Below are 14835 nucleotides of genomic sequence, written 5' to 3'. Positions count from 1 at the left end.
TGAGTGCTCTCCTTACAGGGCGGTGTGGGCGTCGCGCCACGACACCGCGAGGCGGGTGGAGTTGGTGTAGTCCGCGCCGGTCCACCGAATTTCGCTCGTTCCGGGCGGGATCTGAAACAGGTCCAGGCGGGACGCAGCGGACAGGGCGGTCGCGACGTTGCCGCCGTTGCGCAGGACCCAGCGCGTTCCGGGGCGCGTGTCGATCTGGAGGGTGTCGCTCTCGCCGAGGGTCAGCGCAAGGTCGAGGACGCGGCCTGTCTCCGTGATCCAGATGCGGGGGTTCACGACCGGGCCCTTGATTTTCAGGGAGGGCCAGGCGGGCAAGTCGCCTGCGTTGGTCGCCCATCCGGGGCGCTCCACGGGATTGGATACGCCGGTCGTGATCGGCGCGGTCACCGGAGCGGTGAACCCTCCGTCGTCGTCGCCGCGAGCGAGGGGAAGGGTGACCTGCTGCTCGGGTTCCCCCTGCCATACCGGGTCGGTGACTTCGAACACCAGGTTCAGCGGGATCCAGCCGAAGACGGCCTGTGCCATGGACACCGGCTCGACGTCGCGAATCCTTCCCAGGACGCGCTTGGGCCCGTCACGGCCCGGCCAGAACACGCGAAGCGTCTGCAAGGCCCCTGCGGTCTTGCGCGTGGTGGGGTCCGACGCGGCACGCTTCAGCTCAGCCAGGGCATCGACAGCGGCGGCCGGATCACCCGGAGTCCGGATGCCGGCCTCGACCGTCACCGTCTGCGTGCCGTAGTAGTCCACACCGGGGAACGCACCGTCCTCGGTCGGCAACTCGACGTCCTGGGAGCGGACTTTGGGCGTGCCGAAGCCGGTGATGTCGCCGACGGGGTATGGCGTTCCGGGGCCCAGGAGGACACCGGCGAAGTCGACTTGCCACTCTTGGGTGATCGTCGCCATCAGAGACGGCCTCCTCGCTGGGCGTTCCGAAGGCGCCGCATGATCTCTGTGCCGACACGGTCGGCCGTTTTGGTGTCGGCGCCGCCGTTGACGGTCACGGGCATGGACCCAACGAGCGCGGCGGGCCGCTCTTCCCGGACGACGACGACTTGGACCGGGGCGGGCCGGGCGTCGACCAGTCGTACGAGGCCGCTGTCGCCTGCGGGGGCGAGCTGGTAGCCGAACCTGTTCGCCACGTCCGCCAGGACGGCCGTCGCCGATCGCCGCTTGTTCACGCCGAGCGGCACGTACGCCTCTCCCCCGGTGGACGGTTCGGCGAAGCGGATGATCCCGTTGCTGGTGCCGTACAGGCCGGTACGGATGCCGCCGTCCTCGTACGCGAGTTGCTTGTTGGCCTTGTCCAGGTCGGACAGGAAGCGCGTGGCCTTCTTCCCCAGCGCGTCCTTGATGCGGGTCCGGCCGAGCGTGGCGATCTCGATGATTCGGTCCTCATCGAGTTCTGTCTTCTCGGCGACATTGTGGATACCGGTCGTGCTGGAGGTGATCGCGGAGATGATCGCCACGAGATCCGGAAGGTCGTCGTCCGGGATGGCCTTCGAGGCGGCCTTGGCCTGGCTGTTGGCCTTCTTGGCTTTGCTCGGGGACTTGGCGGCTTCGGCGGCCAGGTCCTCCGCGTCCTTGTCTCCCTGCTCGGCGAGCATCGTCGCCAGGTCGCTGTAGCCCAGGGCTGCGAGCTTGGAGAGGTTCTTCTCGAACGCGGCCTGGTCCTTGACGGCCTGCTTGAGCTGAGCGGTGTAGTCGGACAGCGTGGCTCGCGCGACCACGCCCAGCTTCTCCAGGTCCTTGGTCATCTCCGTGACGTACTTGGAGCTGCCCGTGGCCATCTTGTGGGTGAGCTCCACGCCGTCCTCGCCCATGTCCTTCAGGGCATCGGCGACATCCTGGCCAGCGCGCCGGGCGACGGTGGCGAGGTCCTTGCGCCACCGCTGGGCGCTCTTGACCGCCTTGTCGAGGTTCTTCTCGAAGAGCTTCAGGTCGAAGACCTCGGTCTCCTTGCCGCCCTTCTTCACCGTCCGCATGGAGTCCGCGCGGACCGACGAGATCGAGACCAGCTCTGTCGAGCCCGAGGAGCTGTAGGACCAGCCGGTCAGTCCTCCGTCTGCGTACCAGTCGACGTTCTTGCCGCCGAGGCGCCGGACGACCTCCTCGGTGATGGCGCGTGACCGGGTGCGCTTGTTGTGGGCGAGCGGTATGTACGCCTCGGGGCCTGCGGCCTCTTCGGCCCATACTCGCCATGTTCCCTGCCGCGCGATCTGTGCGACGTGTCTCTCGCGCTCACGGACACCTCCGCCAGCGTAGAACTCCAGCACGGAGCCGTTGGCTTGCTTGCTTGGCGCCTGGATGGAGTCGGGGACGCCGTTGCCGTCGCGGTCCCAGGAAGTGGGCTGCCGTTTGAGCACGAGGGGGATGACCACGGGCGGCGGTTGGTTCGTGGACACGCTGACGGTGACCGACTTGGTGCCGGGGATGTTCTGGACCGACAGCCCGATGGCGTCGAGCTGCGCCTTGACTGCGGCCATGTCGCCGGAGAGCAGGGCGGACGTCAACGCCGCGGCGGCGTCGGTGCCCTTGGTGTCCGCGACTTGCCGGATGAGGTCCAGGGCCCCGGACCATTCGGCGTTCGCGTCCTTTCCTGCCTTGGAGAACGCGGCCACGACCTTCGACAGGTCGGGGGCGTCGATCGGTACGTCCGCTCCCCAGATGCTCTTCAGGGTGTCCATGGCTCGTTCGGTGTCGCCTGACAGAAGGGCGTCTTGGAAGGCTCCGGCTGCGTCCTTCCCCTTCCTCTTGGCGACCTCTGCGAGGAGGTCCATGCCACGGTCGAACTCGCTGCGCGCGTCGCCGACGGACTTCTTCACGGCCTTGCGCAGATCGATCAGGGCCATCTGCTCGGTGACCTTCTGGAAGGCGGCCGGGTCGTTGCGCTCCGATGCCTTGGCCCAGGCGCGGCCGATCTCCTTGCCGTACTTCTCAGTGATCTCGGCGGTCTTCTGAAGGCCGAGCCGGTACGCCTCCGTCGACCGTTCCGCGTCCTCGGTCACGATGTCGCGCAGTTCGTCGGCGACCTTCGTCTTGCCTTTCTTCAGCTGTCCGACGAGTTCGTTGAGCATCGGTGCGGCGTCCACGCCGAGTTCCGCGAAGTGGTCGGCCAGGTCGTCGTAGCCGAACACCGCGAGTTCGGACAGGTTGCCCTGGAAGTCGCGTTGCGCCTGGAGCTGCTTGTGCAGCTCCTTCATGTAGTCGGACAGCTTGACCTTGGCGTTGTCGGCGTCCTTCCCGGCTTTGCGCATCGCCTCGGCCGCAGCGGTCTGCGCATCCCTGAAGGCTCGGGACGGGTCGACGGCATCGCCGACGGCCTCGGCGAGTGCCTTCATCTCGTCGGTGATCTCGGGCGCACCGGTACGGTCGATGTCCGCGAGGGAGAACAGGTCGAAGATGCCGCCGCTGGTCTTTGCCTGCTGCTTGATCTTCGCCTCGACGATCGCCTTCTGCTGGGCGATCTCGGCTTCCTTCTTGACCGCCTCGGACCACATCTTGTGGCGGTCTTCGAGGGTCTTCTCCGCTTTGGAGTACTGGGTGATGCTCTCGTAGTCGCCGGGTGCATCACCGGACTTCGCCTTACGCGAGTACTCGTAGGAGTCCTGCTGAAGGCGGCTCTGGAGGATGGCGAGCTTGGCCCCGCCGGAGGTGATCGCGTCGATCGCTTCGGTGGTACCGATGCCGACCTTCTCAAGGTCCTTCAGCGCGCCGTCGGCGGTGAGCTGGTCGTACAGCTTGTTGATGCTGGCGCCGGTCGTCGCCTCTTCGCGCTCCTGCTGCAAGGCCTGGACCAGTTCGTTGGTCGCGTCCTTCGCCTTCTGCTTGGAGGCGGTGTAGGCGGCGTATCCGGCGATGCCGAGGGTGAGGACAGCGGCCAGGCCGGTGACCGCGAGGCTGGTACCCGCCAGCACTGCGGGCATCACGGCCCCGCCCGCCTGAGCGGCGGCCAGGGCGGTACGGAACGCGGCGATCTGTACGGTGACCTTCGTGTAGGCGGACCGGAGCAGCAGCAGTCCCACGATGGACGCGGTCACCATCGTGAGGACGGACTTCATCGGTCCTGGGAGGTCCTCGATGCTGCCGACGACGGTGTGGACGACGGACCCAACGGCCTTGAGTGCCGGCAGCAGGGCTCGGCCGACGTCGATGGCGAGCGCACGGGCCTGGTTGGAGGCCAGCTGCCACTGGCCGGTGACGGTGTCGGTCTGGAGGGCGTACGCCTTCTGCGTGGCTTCGGCGCGTGACACTTCGTTCGCGATGCCCGCGTAGGTGTTGGCGTAGTTCTCTCCCCCGGCGGAGGCCAGGGCAAGGGCGGCACGTGTGGCGCGGATGTCCTTCCACATGTTCGAGATGCCCTCGGCGGTGTTGCCCGCCGCCCCGTTGAGCTTGTTCACGACCACGTACAGGCCGTCCTGTTCGACGGCGGAGGCGGCCGACTCGTAGCCCAGGTCCTTGATGGCCTGCTTGAGGTCCTGCGTCGGCTTCATGACGCGGGTGAGGAGCATGTTCAGGGCCGTCACGGCCTCGGCCGCGGGGATGCCGGTCAGCGTGATCGCGGCGAGCGCGGCGCTCATGTCGTCGAACTCGACGCCGGCCGCCGCCGCCATCGGTACGACGTCGCCGAGCTGTTGCGCGAGTTCCTCGAAGGAGATGACACCGTAGTTGACGGTCTGGAACATCACGTCCATGACGTCGCTGGCGTCGGACGCCGACATGCCGTACGCGTTCAGCACCCCGAGAACAGCGCGGGCAGAAGTCTCCGTCGTAGTCAGGCCCGCCGACGCGCCCCGAGCCGCGATCTGGAGGATCTCCATGGCCTCCGCGCCGTCGAAGCCGGACGAGACGATCTGATAGAGGCCGTCGGCGAGCTGGTCGGCGGTCTGTGGCAGCTCGGTGGACAGCTCGACGATCTGATCGGTGAAGGCTCCGACGTTCTCGGAGGTGATCTGCTGGGAGATCGTCAGCACGTTGGCCATCGCCCGCTCCAGCGAGATCGCCTGAGCCACGCCGACACCGAGAGCGGCACCGATGAGCAGGCCGTTCTTCGCGGTCCGCGCAGCCTGGGCGCTCCGCGCGGCGGCCAACTGGGCTTCGGCCCGCGCGACTTGCTGTGCTTGGCGCTGCGCGTTGCGCGCGGCGGTGGTCTGTACCTCGTCCCGCATCCGGACTGCGGACAGGGCACGGGCGTCGGCCGAGGCTGCGAGGCCAGTGGCGCGCGTCGCCGTGGCCTGGGCCGCAGCCGCGCGCCGTTGGGCTTCGGCGTGTTCCTGGGCGGCGCGGGCGGCGGCTGTGTCAGCCGCCGCGGCGGTGCGTGCGGCGGCTGCGGCCCCGGCGCCCGCCGTGGCCTGGGCGCGGGCGTTCATCGTCTGTGCCAGGGCCTGCGCCCGTGCGGCTCGTTCTCCCGTCGCGGCGGCCGCAGCCTGTTCCGCTGCTGTACGGCGGGCCGCTGTCGCCGCCACCGCCTGTGCGCGGCTGGCGCGTTCCTGGAGCACGGTGGTCCGCTGCACGGCCTGAGCCACCTGCGCCTGGGAGCGAACCATCTGTGCGGACGCGGCCACTTGGGCGCGGGCCAGATTGTCACCGGCCACGCGTACCTGGTTTAGCCGGGCGGCCGTTCCGTCCAACTGCCCATCAAATGCTCGGAGTTGGGTGGCTCCCTGCCGCAGACCGGTGGACAGACCACCGGTGGACGCGAGCAGGTTGACGTACAGGGTGTAGGCACCAGCCACGTCAGGATGCCTCTCTGGGCCTCAGCCCGATCTTGAGCCCCCGCGCATCTGGTCCATCAGGAATGTGTTCGCGCTCCATCTCGATGACCTCGCAGCCCACACAGCGGTAGGGCTCGGCCACGTAGGCGAAGCGGTCGCCGCCCTGGCTCTCGTCCCACTCCGCCGCCCGGGTCCCGCAGGTCTCGCAGACGCTGCGCTGGTACGCGAGGTAGGCCATCGCCTTCGCCCGGTCCAAAGCCGTCCACCGGCCGTCCCCCGCACCCGTGAACTGCGAGTGCGGGAGTCCGTAGGCGTGGCACAGCTCCATCTCGGACCTGAACTGGGCGTCGGCGATCAGCCTTTTCCCAGGTCGGCCCTCATGGTCTGGTTGACCAGCAGCGCGGCCGTGAACAGGGCCTTGGCGTCCGCGTCGCTCCAGTTGTCGAGGAGTTCCTGCGCCTCCGCCTCGCTCATGCCGTCCACCGAGGAGGCCGAGACGAGAGCGGCGGGGAAGGTCTCGACGTTGTACTCGTGGCCGAGATCCGCCTGTTCCTCCGTGGGGGCGTGCTCGCGAAGCAGTTGCTCCCAGGCGGGTCGCGGCAGAGCCCGGAAGGTGAGTGTGAGGGTCCCGGCTGCCAGGGCTCGCCGGGCCTCGTCCAGCGCGGCTTGGGCGGCCAGCACTTCCGGCTGTGCGAGCGCCCACTTCTCACGCTCGTCGGCTGGTACCTCCATCTCGGAGGCTCGGCCAACGGCGCTGGTGCGGGCCTTGGCCATGTCGAGCGCCGCATCGGTCACGCGCTGCTTCAGGTCCTGGTCGTCGAGGAAGGACACGGCGCGCTCAGGAAGTCGACGAGCCCGCAGACGGGCCATCTTGGCCGCCCAGTGCGGATCGCGGGCGACGGCATCGGCCGGCGGTTCAACGAAGGTCGTAGTCATGCGGCACCCCCGCCGATCAGGCCGCGGCCGGGACGGCTACGTCCTGGACGGGCTTGCCGGTCACGTTGAAGCTGACCTTGAACTTCGCTGGCTCGGAGGCGGTCGTGTACGTGCTCGACCGGGAGCCGACGCGTACCGGGAAGATGTCCATGGACTGCGACGCCGGGATGTCGCCCTTGCGGAGGATGACCACGTAGCCCTCGGTCCCCTTGGCGAGGAGCGTCTCCAGGGCGTTGTCGACCTTGTCCTCGTAGAAGGTGAGGCTGCTGTTGTCGGCCTTGTCCTCACCGGGGATGTTGCCGGTGAACTCGGTGGCCAAGTCCGGGGTGTCGATGGGGGTGTTCTCGACGGCGAAGCCCTCGATGTCGCTGATGGCCGGGGACAGGTCGGTCCCGTTGGTGCCGCCGAGCTCCGGACGGATCGGGATCAGTTCCTTCGAGACGATGTCCTTCAGGAAGAAGAACTTCGTGGTGCCGCGACGGGTGAACCGCTGCTGTGACACTGATTCTCGCTCTCCGGGAACCGGTGTTCCGGAGCGCGCACACGCCGGGCCGGTCCCCATGAAGGGGGAATCGGCCCGTGCCGGGTGGCCGGGCGTCCGCGAGATGCCTCCGCGGTGAGGTAGCTGGAAACGTCAGGACCCGAGAGTGGTCACAGTGAGGACGTACCGCTGCACATAACTGTATACGCCACCGCTGACAGACATCCCTTCCTCCTTGTCCAGCTCGCGGTCGATCACGATGTAGCCGGTGATGGTGATGGTGTTGACGTAGGTCCCGCTCAAGCGTGCGAGGAGCGCGGTGCGGACCTTGTCGGCCATCCACTCGACCTGTTCGGCGGTTGAGGCGACCGAGGTGACCTGGACGAGCACGCGTGCGTCAGCGTCGCCGTCACCGTACGGCGGGCCGCTCGTAGTCACGCCCAGCGGGTAGAGGACGCTGTAGGGGATCGTGGCGCCGGTGGGCGTACTTGATGCCGTGGGGGCGGTCCCGTACCCGCAGCTTCGGGCGGTTGCTGTGGCCAGTGTCTTCTGGATCGCGAGGGACACTTCTCTGCCGGAGACGGGCACTACTCCTCCTCTCCTTCTCCGGGGGTGGTGGTCTGTCGCCGGGCGGCGTGGCGGTCGCTCACGAGTCGTCGTCGATCGTGTCGCCGAGCGCGGCGATGAACAGCGGCCGGATTTCCTCGACAGCTGGCCCGACGTGCGGGTAAGGGGGCTGGTTGTAGATGCGCCCCAGGCTGTCTGCGCCGACGAAGCCGTACTCCAGGCGTCGGGCCTGGGGCTTGTTCGTGCCGACGACGGCCGTGACGGAGAGCCCGTCCGTGGACACCTCGTGCGTCCAGGAGCGCCGGTAGTCGCCCGTGGGCGCGTTGGGGCCCGGCCTGCCGCTGGCCTTGGCCTTGATCCTGGTCTCCAGCAGCATCGCGTAGTGCTGGACGGTGGCCGTGACCTCGGGCAGAGTGCGCGCCGCCCTGGCGTCGAGCTGCGCGGCGATCTGGAACGCGTTGGAGTAGGCGCCCGCAAGTGGGTGGGCGTTGGGGTGCGGGTTCGGCGAGGAAGCCACTGGCTCACTGCCCGTCTTCCGGTTCCGGCTCGCCCCACTGACCAAGGGCCCATTCCCGCATCAAGGCGAGCATGGCGCGGGTCAGCTCGTGTGGGCGGCCGTCCATGAGGTCGTGACGGTCGAGCGCCGCCTTCTCCAGTTCGGCGGGACTGATCGCGGACAGGAACGCGGCGGCTGCCGGGCCAGGGTCCGGCGGGTCACCGATGACGACGTGCGCCAGGCCCTCGAACACACCGGTCGCCGTAGATCTCGGGGAGAGTTCGATGACCATCTGCGGTATGTCGCCCGCGCGGTGGGCCAGTGAGTAGGCAGCGAGGTCCCGGGAGACGTCGTGACCGCCGATCTCCACGACGGCGGTACGCCCCTGCCCGGTGACGCGCACCGACAGGGGCTCACCCTCGGGAGAGATAGGTTCCTTACTCTGATGTGTTGGCACCTATCTGAGGTTACGGGTATCCGCTGACAGTCCAGCTCGCCCGGCGTCTACGGAGGGGTGATCTCGTCGAGACGGGTCACCCGAACGATCTCCACTGTGGACGCCTCCGACGGATCGAGGACCTGCCACACCCGGTTCGCTGTCGCCGCGTGCTCACCCGCTGCGGCGACAACTTCCACACGGTCGTACCGCACGGGAACGGGCGCCGAGATCGGCGTGAGGAGCCGATACCAGCTGACCGTGTCGTCCAGCCATTCCCGCCCGAGAACATGCTGCGCGGTGACCTGACCATGGCCGGACAGGACAGCTCCCGGCCCCTCGTAGACCGACTCCGCCGGCACAGACCCCAGGAGGCCGGTCGAGAGGTCGAGTTGGGGAGTTCCCGTTGGGCGCGTGATCCGCACCGTGTCCACCAACAGCGTCGATTCCAGCTTCTCCCGCTCAGCCTCGGTATCGATCGGCGTGCTCACGATGTGCTGCCCGACGTGCTCGACTGGGTGTTCTGGTCCAGGAACGTCGTGCGGACTACGGCCAGAGTGGAGGTCTGCCCGACATCGAGGACCCGCCACGTGCGGCCGATCGCTGCCGGGTCGGCGGCGTTGACGACGCTCACCGTGTCCTCGCGCGAAGCCACCGGGGCATCCAGAGGCGTGATCAACTTGTACTTCGACGTGGAGTCGTCGACGTACGCCTGGCCTTCCAGGTGCAGCACGATCCCCGGATCGCCGTTCGGAAAGACCCCGCCGTGCCCTTCGTAGATAATGACGGGCGGGCCGGGCTCGTACTGACCTGTGTCCGGGTTGAAGACCGGCTCGCCGGCTCTGCTGATACGAACGATGTCGGTGAGGATCTTGCGTTCGACCAGGGCGCTGACGGCCCCGAGGGTCAATCCTTCAGTGGGGGTGCTCATATGTTCGAGCGTAGCCGCGTCGACCGACAGTCCGGGTTCTCCGCTGGCTGCGTCTGATCCCGTGTCAGCGGAGCTTGACCACGTGCCATCGAGCCCTGACCACCCGCGATCTGGGTCAAGGGCCGCCTGATGTGTTGGGCGCACCCTCGATGACCATCGCGCACTACAGGTAGAAGATTACGATCCCCGCAATGCGGTCCGTCAGGGACGACGGGAGGCTTCTCCCAGCCTCGGCCTCCCGGACATACGAAGGGAGTTCGGAACGCAGTCCGCGCAGGACGTGCGGGAAGTACGGTACCGGGAAGTGTCCGCGATCTGCGGGGAGATTTTCGAAAATCTTCGAGTGCCCGATGTCGGTCTCTTCGGAAACAGCCAAGCTATAGCTCCGCGTTCGGAGCTGTGACATCTGTTTCCAAATAATCGAGGCAACCTGGGGTGCCCCATATTCGGGGGCCACTAGTAGACGGCGCAGTTCAGGGCCGCAGTTTGGGAAGTTCAGGTCCCAGAAACGAGTCCTCGGGAGCTCAGGGTCAGCGAGGTCTTCGAGGGGCGAGGCGAGGTGGAAAGCGTCGACGGCAACGGATTCCGGGCCCGTGCTCAGCAGCTCGTGTGCAGCCAGGGCGCTGAGGACCGATACGCCAGCTCGCGTACAGCGGGTGCAGGTCGGTTCGGTGTGGTCGTCGCCGCAGGTCAGACCCGCCCGGTAAGAGGTGTCACCGCAGTACAGGACATAGACCGGAGGCACCTCGAAATGGTCGGCCGTCCGGAGTAAGTCGGGCAATTGCGATCCGCTCCTGTTCGCATGCCCGAATCCGATGGACCATGCGTTCCTCTCACGGTTGAGGTTCTTTGCCTGGACCAGCATGCCGAAGCAGACGCCCGATGGATCCACCCACCACCACAGCCAGTCAGCTCCCACGATTCCCTCATGCGTCCTATTGAAGGTGATGGGTTTCACGTACGGCGCTGCGTTCTGGCAGAGAATCACCGTCGCGGGTTCTTCGTCCCAACGACCATTCACCATCACCCAGAAAGCCATCGATTGGTCGACGGCCACCCTTGCCTTGGTGAGCGCGGCCAGCAGCTCGACGTCCCCCACCGAGAGCCCCTCCTCGTGTCGACCAACCGGCACTACAGCTGGGCGTGCTGACGGCCACGTCACGCCAACGGTCTTCGTGCACTGTCCCACCGCATCCAGGGCCGCCATAGACCGCGGGTCGGATCGAGGTTGGTCGAGGTTCGATGGCGCGCCCTCATCCTTCCCTGGCATGGGACTTCGGTCCCACCGCCACCTACCCGCCGGCTCCTGACCTTATACAGATGGCTGGCAAGGGGAGGTGCCTGCGGGGATCCAATCGGCTTCAGCAATCGAGCGCACATCTCAGCAATAGGCGAGCACTCGACGATCCACCAACGTTGACATCCTCTGAATCGGCCCAGTGAGGTCGCCGACGCTTTCCGCAGCCTCACCCCGGAATCACTCGTGCTGAATTAGGAATGCCTCATAGATGTCCATGATCAAGTCTGAGGGGTCTTCGCCTCGATCTTTCATGTCCAGCATCTCACTGAGATCGGCCTTGGTGATGAAGAGGATGACTTTCTTGTCATCACTGAAGATTGAATTTCGGCGAATATGCGCCGATTTCCCCGGCTCGACATTCGTGCAAAGCAGGGCAAGGCGCCCCCAGGCCCGGCGCAGATAATTGGCAGTCTGATCGACTTCCTCCCGTCCGATCCCTGTCTTGTCGTAGTTCTTGAACTCCACTGCGATCATGCGAGCGTCAAGATCCTGTCGGAAGATTCCCCAGTTACTCGACAGATCGAGGTGTCGGTTGGGGAAGACGGCATCCCTGCGTTCCACATTGGAGTAGGTGTGGGCCTGGGGGGTGGGCGGCCTGAGCGGCGGGACGAAAAGGTAGCTGAGTGTATCGAGCGCGATTTCCTCAAACCTCTTCCACCCGGATGCCCCTGCCGGGCACGAGTCAAGGTCAGCACGCAGTTGGGCAGCTGTCAGCGCGGCTCGGGTGGTCACCGCCCTCACCGGCCTCGTTCGTAGTGCGATCGCCCGTACTTGCGCACCAGGTCAGGATGTTTGAGTAGGAGATACCTGACTTGGGCGCCGTCCAAAACGCGAATCTCAGGGGACTCCGGAAGCGAGGCAAGGTCCGCAAGCGCGCTCTTTGCCACTGAAGTGAGCTGACCATTCGTCACGATCATGCCGACTCGGCCACCTCCCGCGCTGGCGACCTTCTGTGCGATTTCATGCACGCTTGCCACTGACACCCGGGAGTGTCGATACGCCTTGGCTTCTACGACGTATTCGATCGGCGGCGTGTTGTCGGTTCCGGGCAAGCTCGCTACGAAATCGTATCCACGGTCTCCCGCTCCACTGAAGGCGATGACGTCGAATCCCTCGCTGCGAAGAAGATCCTCTACCAAGTTCTCGAAATCCACCGGCCGGAGATCCAGGAGGTCAAGCGCCCTCCCGTTCTCGATTCTCTGGCTGAGTTCCTCGATCGATGCTTCGCCGTGCGTCATGGTCACCCCGGCGCGTCCCCTTAGTGGTTCAGGCACTGGCCCTTGCCCAAGAATGGCTGGGACGACGTCAACACCACGCTGGTCCATGCTGCTGTCGAGACTGCGCAGTTGCTCATCATTCGGAGGCACGGCCGGAGAGATCAGAAGGAGTAGTGAGTCAGCACCTTTGAGACTCGAAAGGAGCCCCATCTGCTTGCTCTCTCCTAGATCCATCGTTTGCTCCCCCGGCCCTACGTACTGCTCCATTCTCCGTACAGCGAAGCCGTGTCGGGCCAGACCGGAAACGATCTCCTTGGCCCAAGGCCGGTCAGTCGACGAGTGCCACATCAATACGGAGTGTGACCCGCTCTCGTGTGCCAAGGCGTCCTCCATTCCCGGTTCGTGCTGACGCTCACTCCCCTTCGAGTGGCGTCCCTTGGTGGGCCCTTCACTGTAGAACTCCGCACGGTGGCCAGGGCGATAGATCGTCATCGGGCGGTAGGTGGCCGCAGCGACGTCATGATGGTGGCACCGGCCGCCGTGCAGCGGGGCAGGCCCGGTAAGACTGGCTGCGGAGTTGCGGGCAGAGCCATCCTCAGGGAGCTTCAGGCCGACCGACCAGTAGGGACGGAATCCGGGAGCCTGGCGCCCAGGCACCATCAGTCTGAGTCGCTGCTCAAATACCGGCGCCGCAGGGCTGCCTAATTGTGCCCAACTACTGCAATATCCAAGTCAGACTGCTCAAATACTCCGGACTCGTGCAGTGCCTTCGAGCCCGACGTCCAGGATATGGAGGCTGTTCAGGCACGGCGGGCCTGAATGAGCTGGTCGACGACCGGGTCGTCCTCGTGTCGATGGAGAACGTCGATCGCCTCGACGGTGAAGTCGTGGTCGGTGAGCACGTCCTCCCACAACTGGGGAGTGAGAACCCACAGATGGACGTCCTGCGGCTCAAGACCCTTGAGTTGCACCTTCAGCTGTCGTGGTTCGAGTCGGCTGGAAGGCGGTCTGCGGTGGAGGTCGGTGTGCAGGACGGAGAAGACGAGCCGTCCGCCTGGCCGCAGCCCGCGGTACAGGGCGGGCAGGCTGCGGTGGGGGTGGAGGTAGCCGAGGCCGTGGACCGAGTAGACCAGGTCGTACGGCTCGCATCGGTCCAGGTGGTCGATGGCGTCCCCGAGCAGAAAGCGGACCCCAGGGACGTCGGCGTACTGGAGTAGGGCCCGCTGGTGCTGAGTGGGCGCGACGTCGATGGCGTCGACGACAGCGCGGTGGTCGCGGGCAAGGTGGGCAGCGTAGTGGCCGCCACCGGAGCCGAGGTCGAGCAGCCTCTTGCCGGCGATGGCGCCGAGCACACCGGTGCCCGGTCCCGCATCACCGGGTGCGCCCCAGTGGATCTGAACGGGATCTGGAGTCCGGAATCCCCGGTCGAGCTGGAATCGTCCGTAGACCGTCCACGCCTGACGATTCATGGACTCCAAGGAATTGCGTCCGGTGCGTGATCCCGGATCGTCCGAGCTGGGGAGCTGCGACATCAATCCACTTCCCGGGGTTGGAACAGGGCCCTTGGAGTCGTGCTGGTCATCGAGGAGTTGAGCACCGTCTCACTGCGGTCCAGCGCGGTGGAGAGGTCTCGAAACGCTTCTTCTGGCAACGTCCTCGCGCCGAGCGCACAGGCCCGAACCAAGTCCTTGCAGTCTCGTGCCTGGCTATCGGTGGCGAACGCGAGGAACAGAGGGTGTGCCAGGACCTCGCGGGCCGCATACCCGTTGCGGGCTTGCGTAGTTCGTCGGACCAGATCCTCGACGAGAAGGCCGGCCGCAGGTTGATCGGCAGAGTCGATCACATCGAGGACAGTGAGGCCGAGATGGATGTCGAAGATGGTCAGCCCTCGCTTGGCATCGTGCCCTAGGTACATGTTCACGAGACCAGCGAGGCGGACGTTCACATCCTGCCCTGCGGCCCGGCAGCACATCGCGGTCAGGCAGTCGGTGACGGCCTGCTCCCACGGGTCACCCGGCGATGTCGTGGTGAGCAGGCCCATAGCCCGTCTTGTGTCACCGACGGTAAGGGCCGCGACGACGGCGACTTGGCGTCCGTCCAGCATGCGTGCGCCGACGCCCCGATGCTCCTCGATGTGAGCCAGGGCCTCACGCCAGCGGCCCGTGGTCGTGAGGGTGCGCGTGCCGTCGGCGAGCAGGACGCGCCACAGCCACGCTCGGACGTCGTGCCGGTCCTGGTTGGTGCGGGTGAGGTCGGCAGGCACGGTGATGCCTTCGAAGGTGACCTCGTCTCCGGTGCCGACGGCTTCGTACAGGTCCAGGAGCCGACGGCGGCCGTCGTCGGTGTTGCCGGCGCGGATCTGCAAGCGGGCGAGGTTGACCAGGGGTTCCAGGCCCCGGATGGTGCTCGTCGCGGACAGCGGGCATGCCCGCAGGTAGGCGTTGGCGTGGCGGTGGCACATCGACCGGGCGAGGTCGGGAAGGCCGAGGTCGGAGGCCAGGAGCGCGGACTGGTTGAAGACCGTGGAGGCCAGTCCTTGTTCGCCCTGCTGTAGCGCCCGGTCGGCCAGGTCAGCCAGTGCCTGTACCCGGTCGGGCAGCGGGAGGCAGGCGGGCCGGAATCGGGCAACGAGTGGGAAGCGCCTTGCTATCGGGCCGTGCGGGTCCATGGGGCCCCCTGGGAGTGACGGTATGGGTAGGGACTGGTGGAGCCTGTCGGCAACGCCCACGGGCTCCACCCCCTTTCACGTCC

General features: G+C 66.5%; 15 protein-coding genes. All 15 read right to left on the bottom strand.

What is annotated here, in order from left to right; all coding sequences use genetic code 11:
• Window positions 1-12: 12 nt before the first annotated feature.
• Window positions 13-912, bottom strand: coding sequence for a phage distal tail protein (locus tag M2283_RS06960; RefSeq protein ID WP_280875200.1), 900 nt, complete (start codon window positions 910-912; stop codon window positions 13-15).
• Complete coding sequence (locus M2283_RS06955; RefSeq protein ID WP_280875199.1) at window positions 912-5741, bottom strand: phage tail tape measure protein; 4830 nt, start codon at window positions 5739-5741, stop codon at window positions 912-914. Before M2283_RS06955 ends, M2283_RS06960 begins: the two co-directional genes overlap by 1 nt.
• A gap of 1 nt (window position 5742) precedes the next feature.
• Window positions 5743-6048: a hypothetical protein gene (locus M2283_RS06950; protein ID WP_043684329.1), complete on the bottom strand. Its 306-nt coding sequence runs from the start codon at window positions 6046-6048 to the stop codon at window positions 5743-5745.
• 26 nt (window positions 6049-6074) lie between these two features.
• On the bottom strand, window positions 6075-6656 hold the full coding sequence (locus M2283_RS06945) for a hypothetical protein (protein ID WP_280875198.1): 582 nt from the start codon (window positions 6654-6656) through the stop codon (window positions 6075-6077).
• Between the two features lie 16 nt (window positions 6657-6672).
• On the bottom strand, window positions 6673-7158 hold the full coding sequence (locus tag M2283_RS06940) for a hypothetical protein (RefSeq protein ID WP_266856262.1): 486 nt from the start codon (window positions 7156-7158) through the stop codon (window positions 6673-6675).
• Between the two features lie 132 nt (window positions 7159-7290).
• The gene (locus M2283_RS06935; RefSeq protein ID WP_043684336.1) at window positions 7291-7725 is read right to left on the bottom strand and encodes a hypothetical protein; all 435 of its coding nucleotides are present in this window, start codon (window positions 7723-7725) and stop codon (window positions 7291-7293) included.
• Window positions 7726-7783: 58 nt separating this feature from the next.
• Window positions 7784-8221: an HK97 gp10 family phage protein gene (locus tag M2283_RS06930; RefSeq protein ID WP_280875197.1), complete on the bottom strand. Its 438-nt coding sequence runs from the start codon at window positions 8219-8221 to the stop codon at window positions 7784-7786.
• A gap of 4 nt (window positions 8222-8225) precedes the next feature.
• On the bottom strand, window positions 8226-8603 hold the full coding sequence (locus tag M2283_RS06925) for a hypothetical protein (protein WP_280875196.1): 378 nt from the start codon (window positions 8601-8603) through the stop codon (window positions 8226-8228).
• Between the two features lie 101 nt (window positions 8604-8704).
• Complete coding sequence (locus tag M2283_RS06920; protein ID WP_220648986.1) at window positions 8705-9127, bottom strand: DUF6093 family protein; 423 nt, start codon at window positions 9125-9127, stop codon at window positions 8705-8707.
• Window positions 9124-9567: a DUF6093 family protein gene (locus M2283_RS06915; RefSeq protein ID WP_280875193.1), complete on the bottom strand. Its 444-nt coding sequence runs from the start codon at window positions 9565-9567 to the stop codon at window positions 9124-9126. The genes M2283_RS06920 and M2283_RS06915 overlap by 4 nt, the downstream gene beginning before the upstream one ends.
• Before the next feature lie 163 nt (window positions 9568-9730).
• A complete protein-coding gene (locus M2283_RS06910) occupies window positions 9731-10666 on the bottom strand; it encodes a hypothetical protein (RefSeq protein WP_280875192.1) in 936 nt (311 codons plus the stop codon).
• A gap of 378 nt (window positions 10667-11044) precedes the next feature.
• On the bottom strand, window positions 11045-11599 hold the full coding sequence (locus tag M2283_RS06905) for a hypothetical protein (RefSeq protein WP_280875191.1): 555 nt from the start codon (window positions 11597-11599) through the stop codon (window positions 11045-11047).
• Window positions 11600-11604: 5 nt separating this feature from the next.
• Window positions 11605-12318, bottom strand: coding sequence for a restriction endonuclease (locus tag M2283_RS06900; RefSeq protein ID WP_280875190.1), 714 nt, complete (start codon window positions 12316-12318; stop codon window positions 11605-11607).
• A 566-nt stretch (window positions 12319-12884) separates the two neighbouring features.
• Window positions 12885-13553 carry a class I SAM-dependent methyltransferase gene (locus tag M2283_RS06895; RefSeq protein WP_280875189.1) on the bottom strand — a complete coding sequence of 223 codons (669 nt, stop codon included), beginning with the start codon at window positions 13551-13553 and terminating at the stop codon, window positions 12885-12887.
• A gap of 62 nt (window positions 13554-13615) precedes the next feature.
• Entirely contained in the window at window positions 13616-14752 is a 1137-nt protein-coding gene (locus tag M2283_RS06890) for a hypothetical protein (RefSeq protein ID WP_280875188.1), read from the bottom strand.
• Window positions 14753-14835: the final 83 nt, after the last annotated feature.

Origin of the sequence: Streptomyces pseudovenezuelae (assembly GCF_029892565.1) — a bacterium.
GTDB lineage: Bacteria > Actinomycetota > Actinomycetes > Streptomycetales > Streptomycetaceae > Streptomyces > Streptomyces pseudovenezuelae_A.
The sequence above is the reverse complement of the archived record's forward strand: the minus strand, read 5'-3'. Positions and strand labels throughout refer to the sequence as shown.

Bases quoted from the DNA above. Each gene is read 5' to 3' on its own strand.
- M2283_RS06960 (WP_280875200.1), bottom strand. From the start codon at position 912: ATGGCGACGATCACCCAAGAGTGGCAAGTCGACTTCGCCGGTGTCCTC.
- M2283_RS06950 (WP_043684329.1), bottom strand. From the start codon at position 6,048: ATGGAGCTGTGCCACGCCTACGGACTCCCGCACTCGCAGTTCACGGGT.
- M2283_RS06945 (WP_280875198.1), bottom strand. From the start codon at position 6,656: ATGACTACGACCTTCGTTGAACCGCCGGCCGATGCCGTCGCCCGCGAT.
- M2283_RS06915 (WP_280875193.1), bottom strand. From the start codon at position 9,567: ATGAGCACCCCCACTGAAGGATTGACCCTCGGGGCCGTCAGCGCCCTG.
- M2283_RS06900 (WP_280875190.1), bottom strand. From the start codon at position 12,318: ATGGATCTAGGAGAGAGCAAGCAGATGGGGCTCCTTTCGAGTCTCAAA.
- M2283_RS06895 (WP_280875189.1), bottom strand. From the start codon at position 13,553: ATGAATCGTCAGGCGTGGACGGTCTACGGACGATTCCAGCTCGACCGG.
- M2283_RS06890 (WP_280875188.1), bottom strand. From the start codon at position 14,752: ATGGACCCGCACGGCCCGATAGCAAGGCGCTTCCCACTCGTTGCCCGA.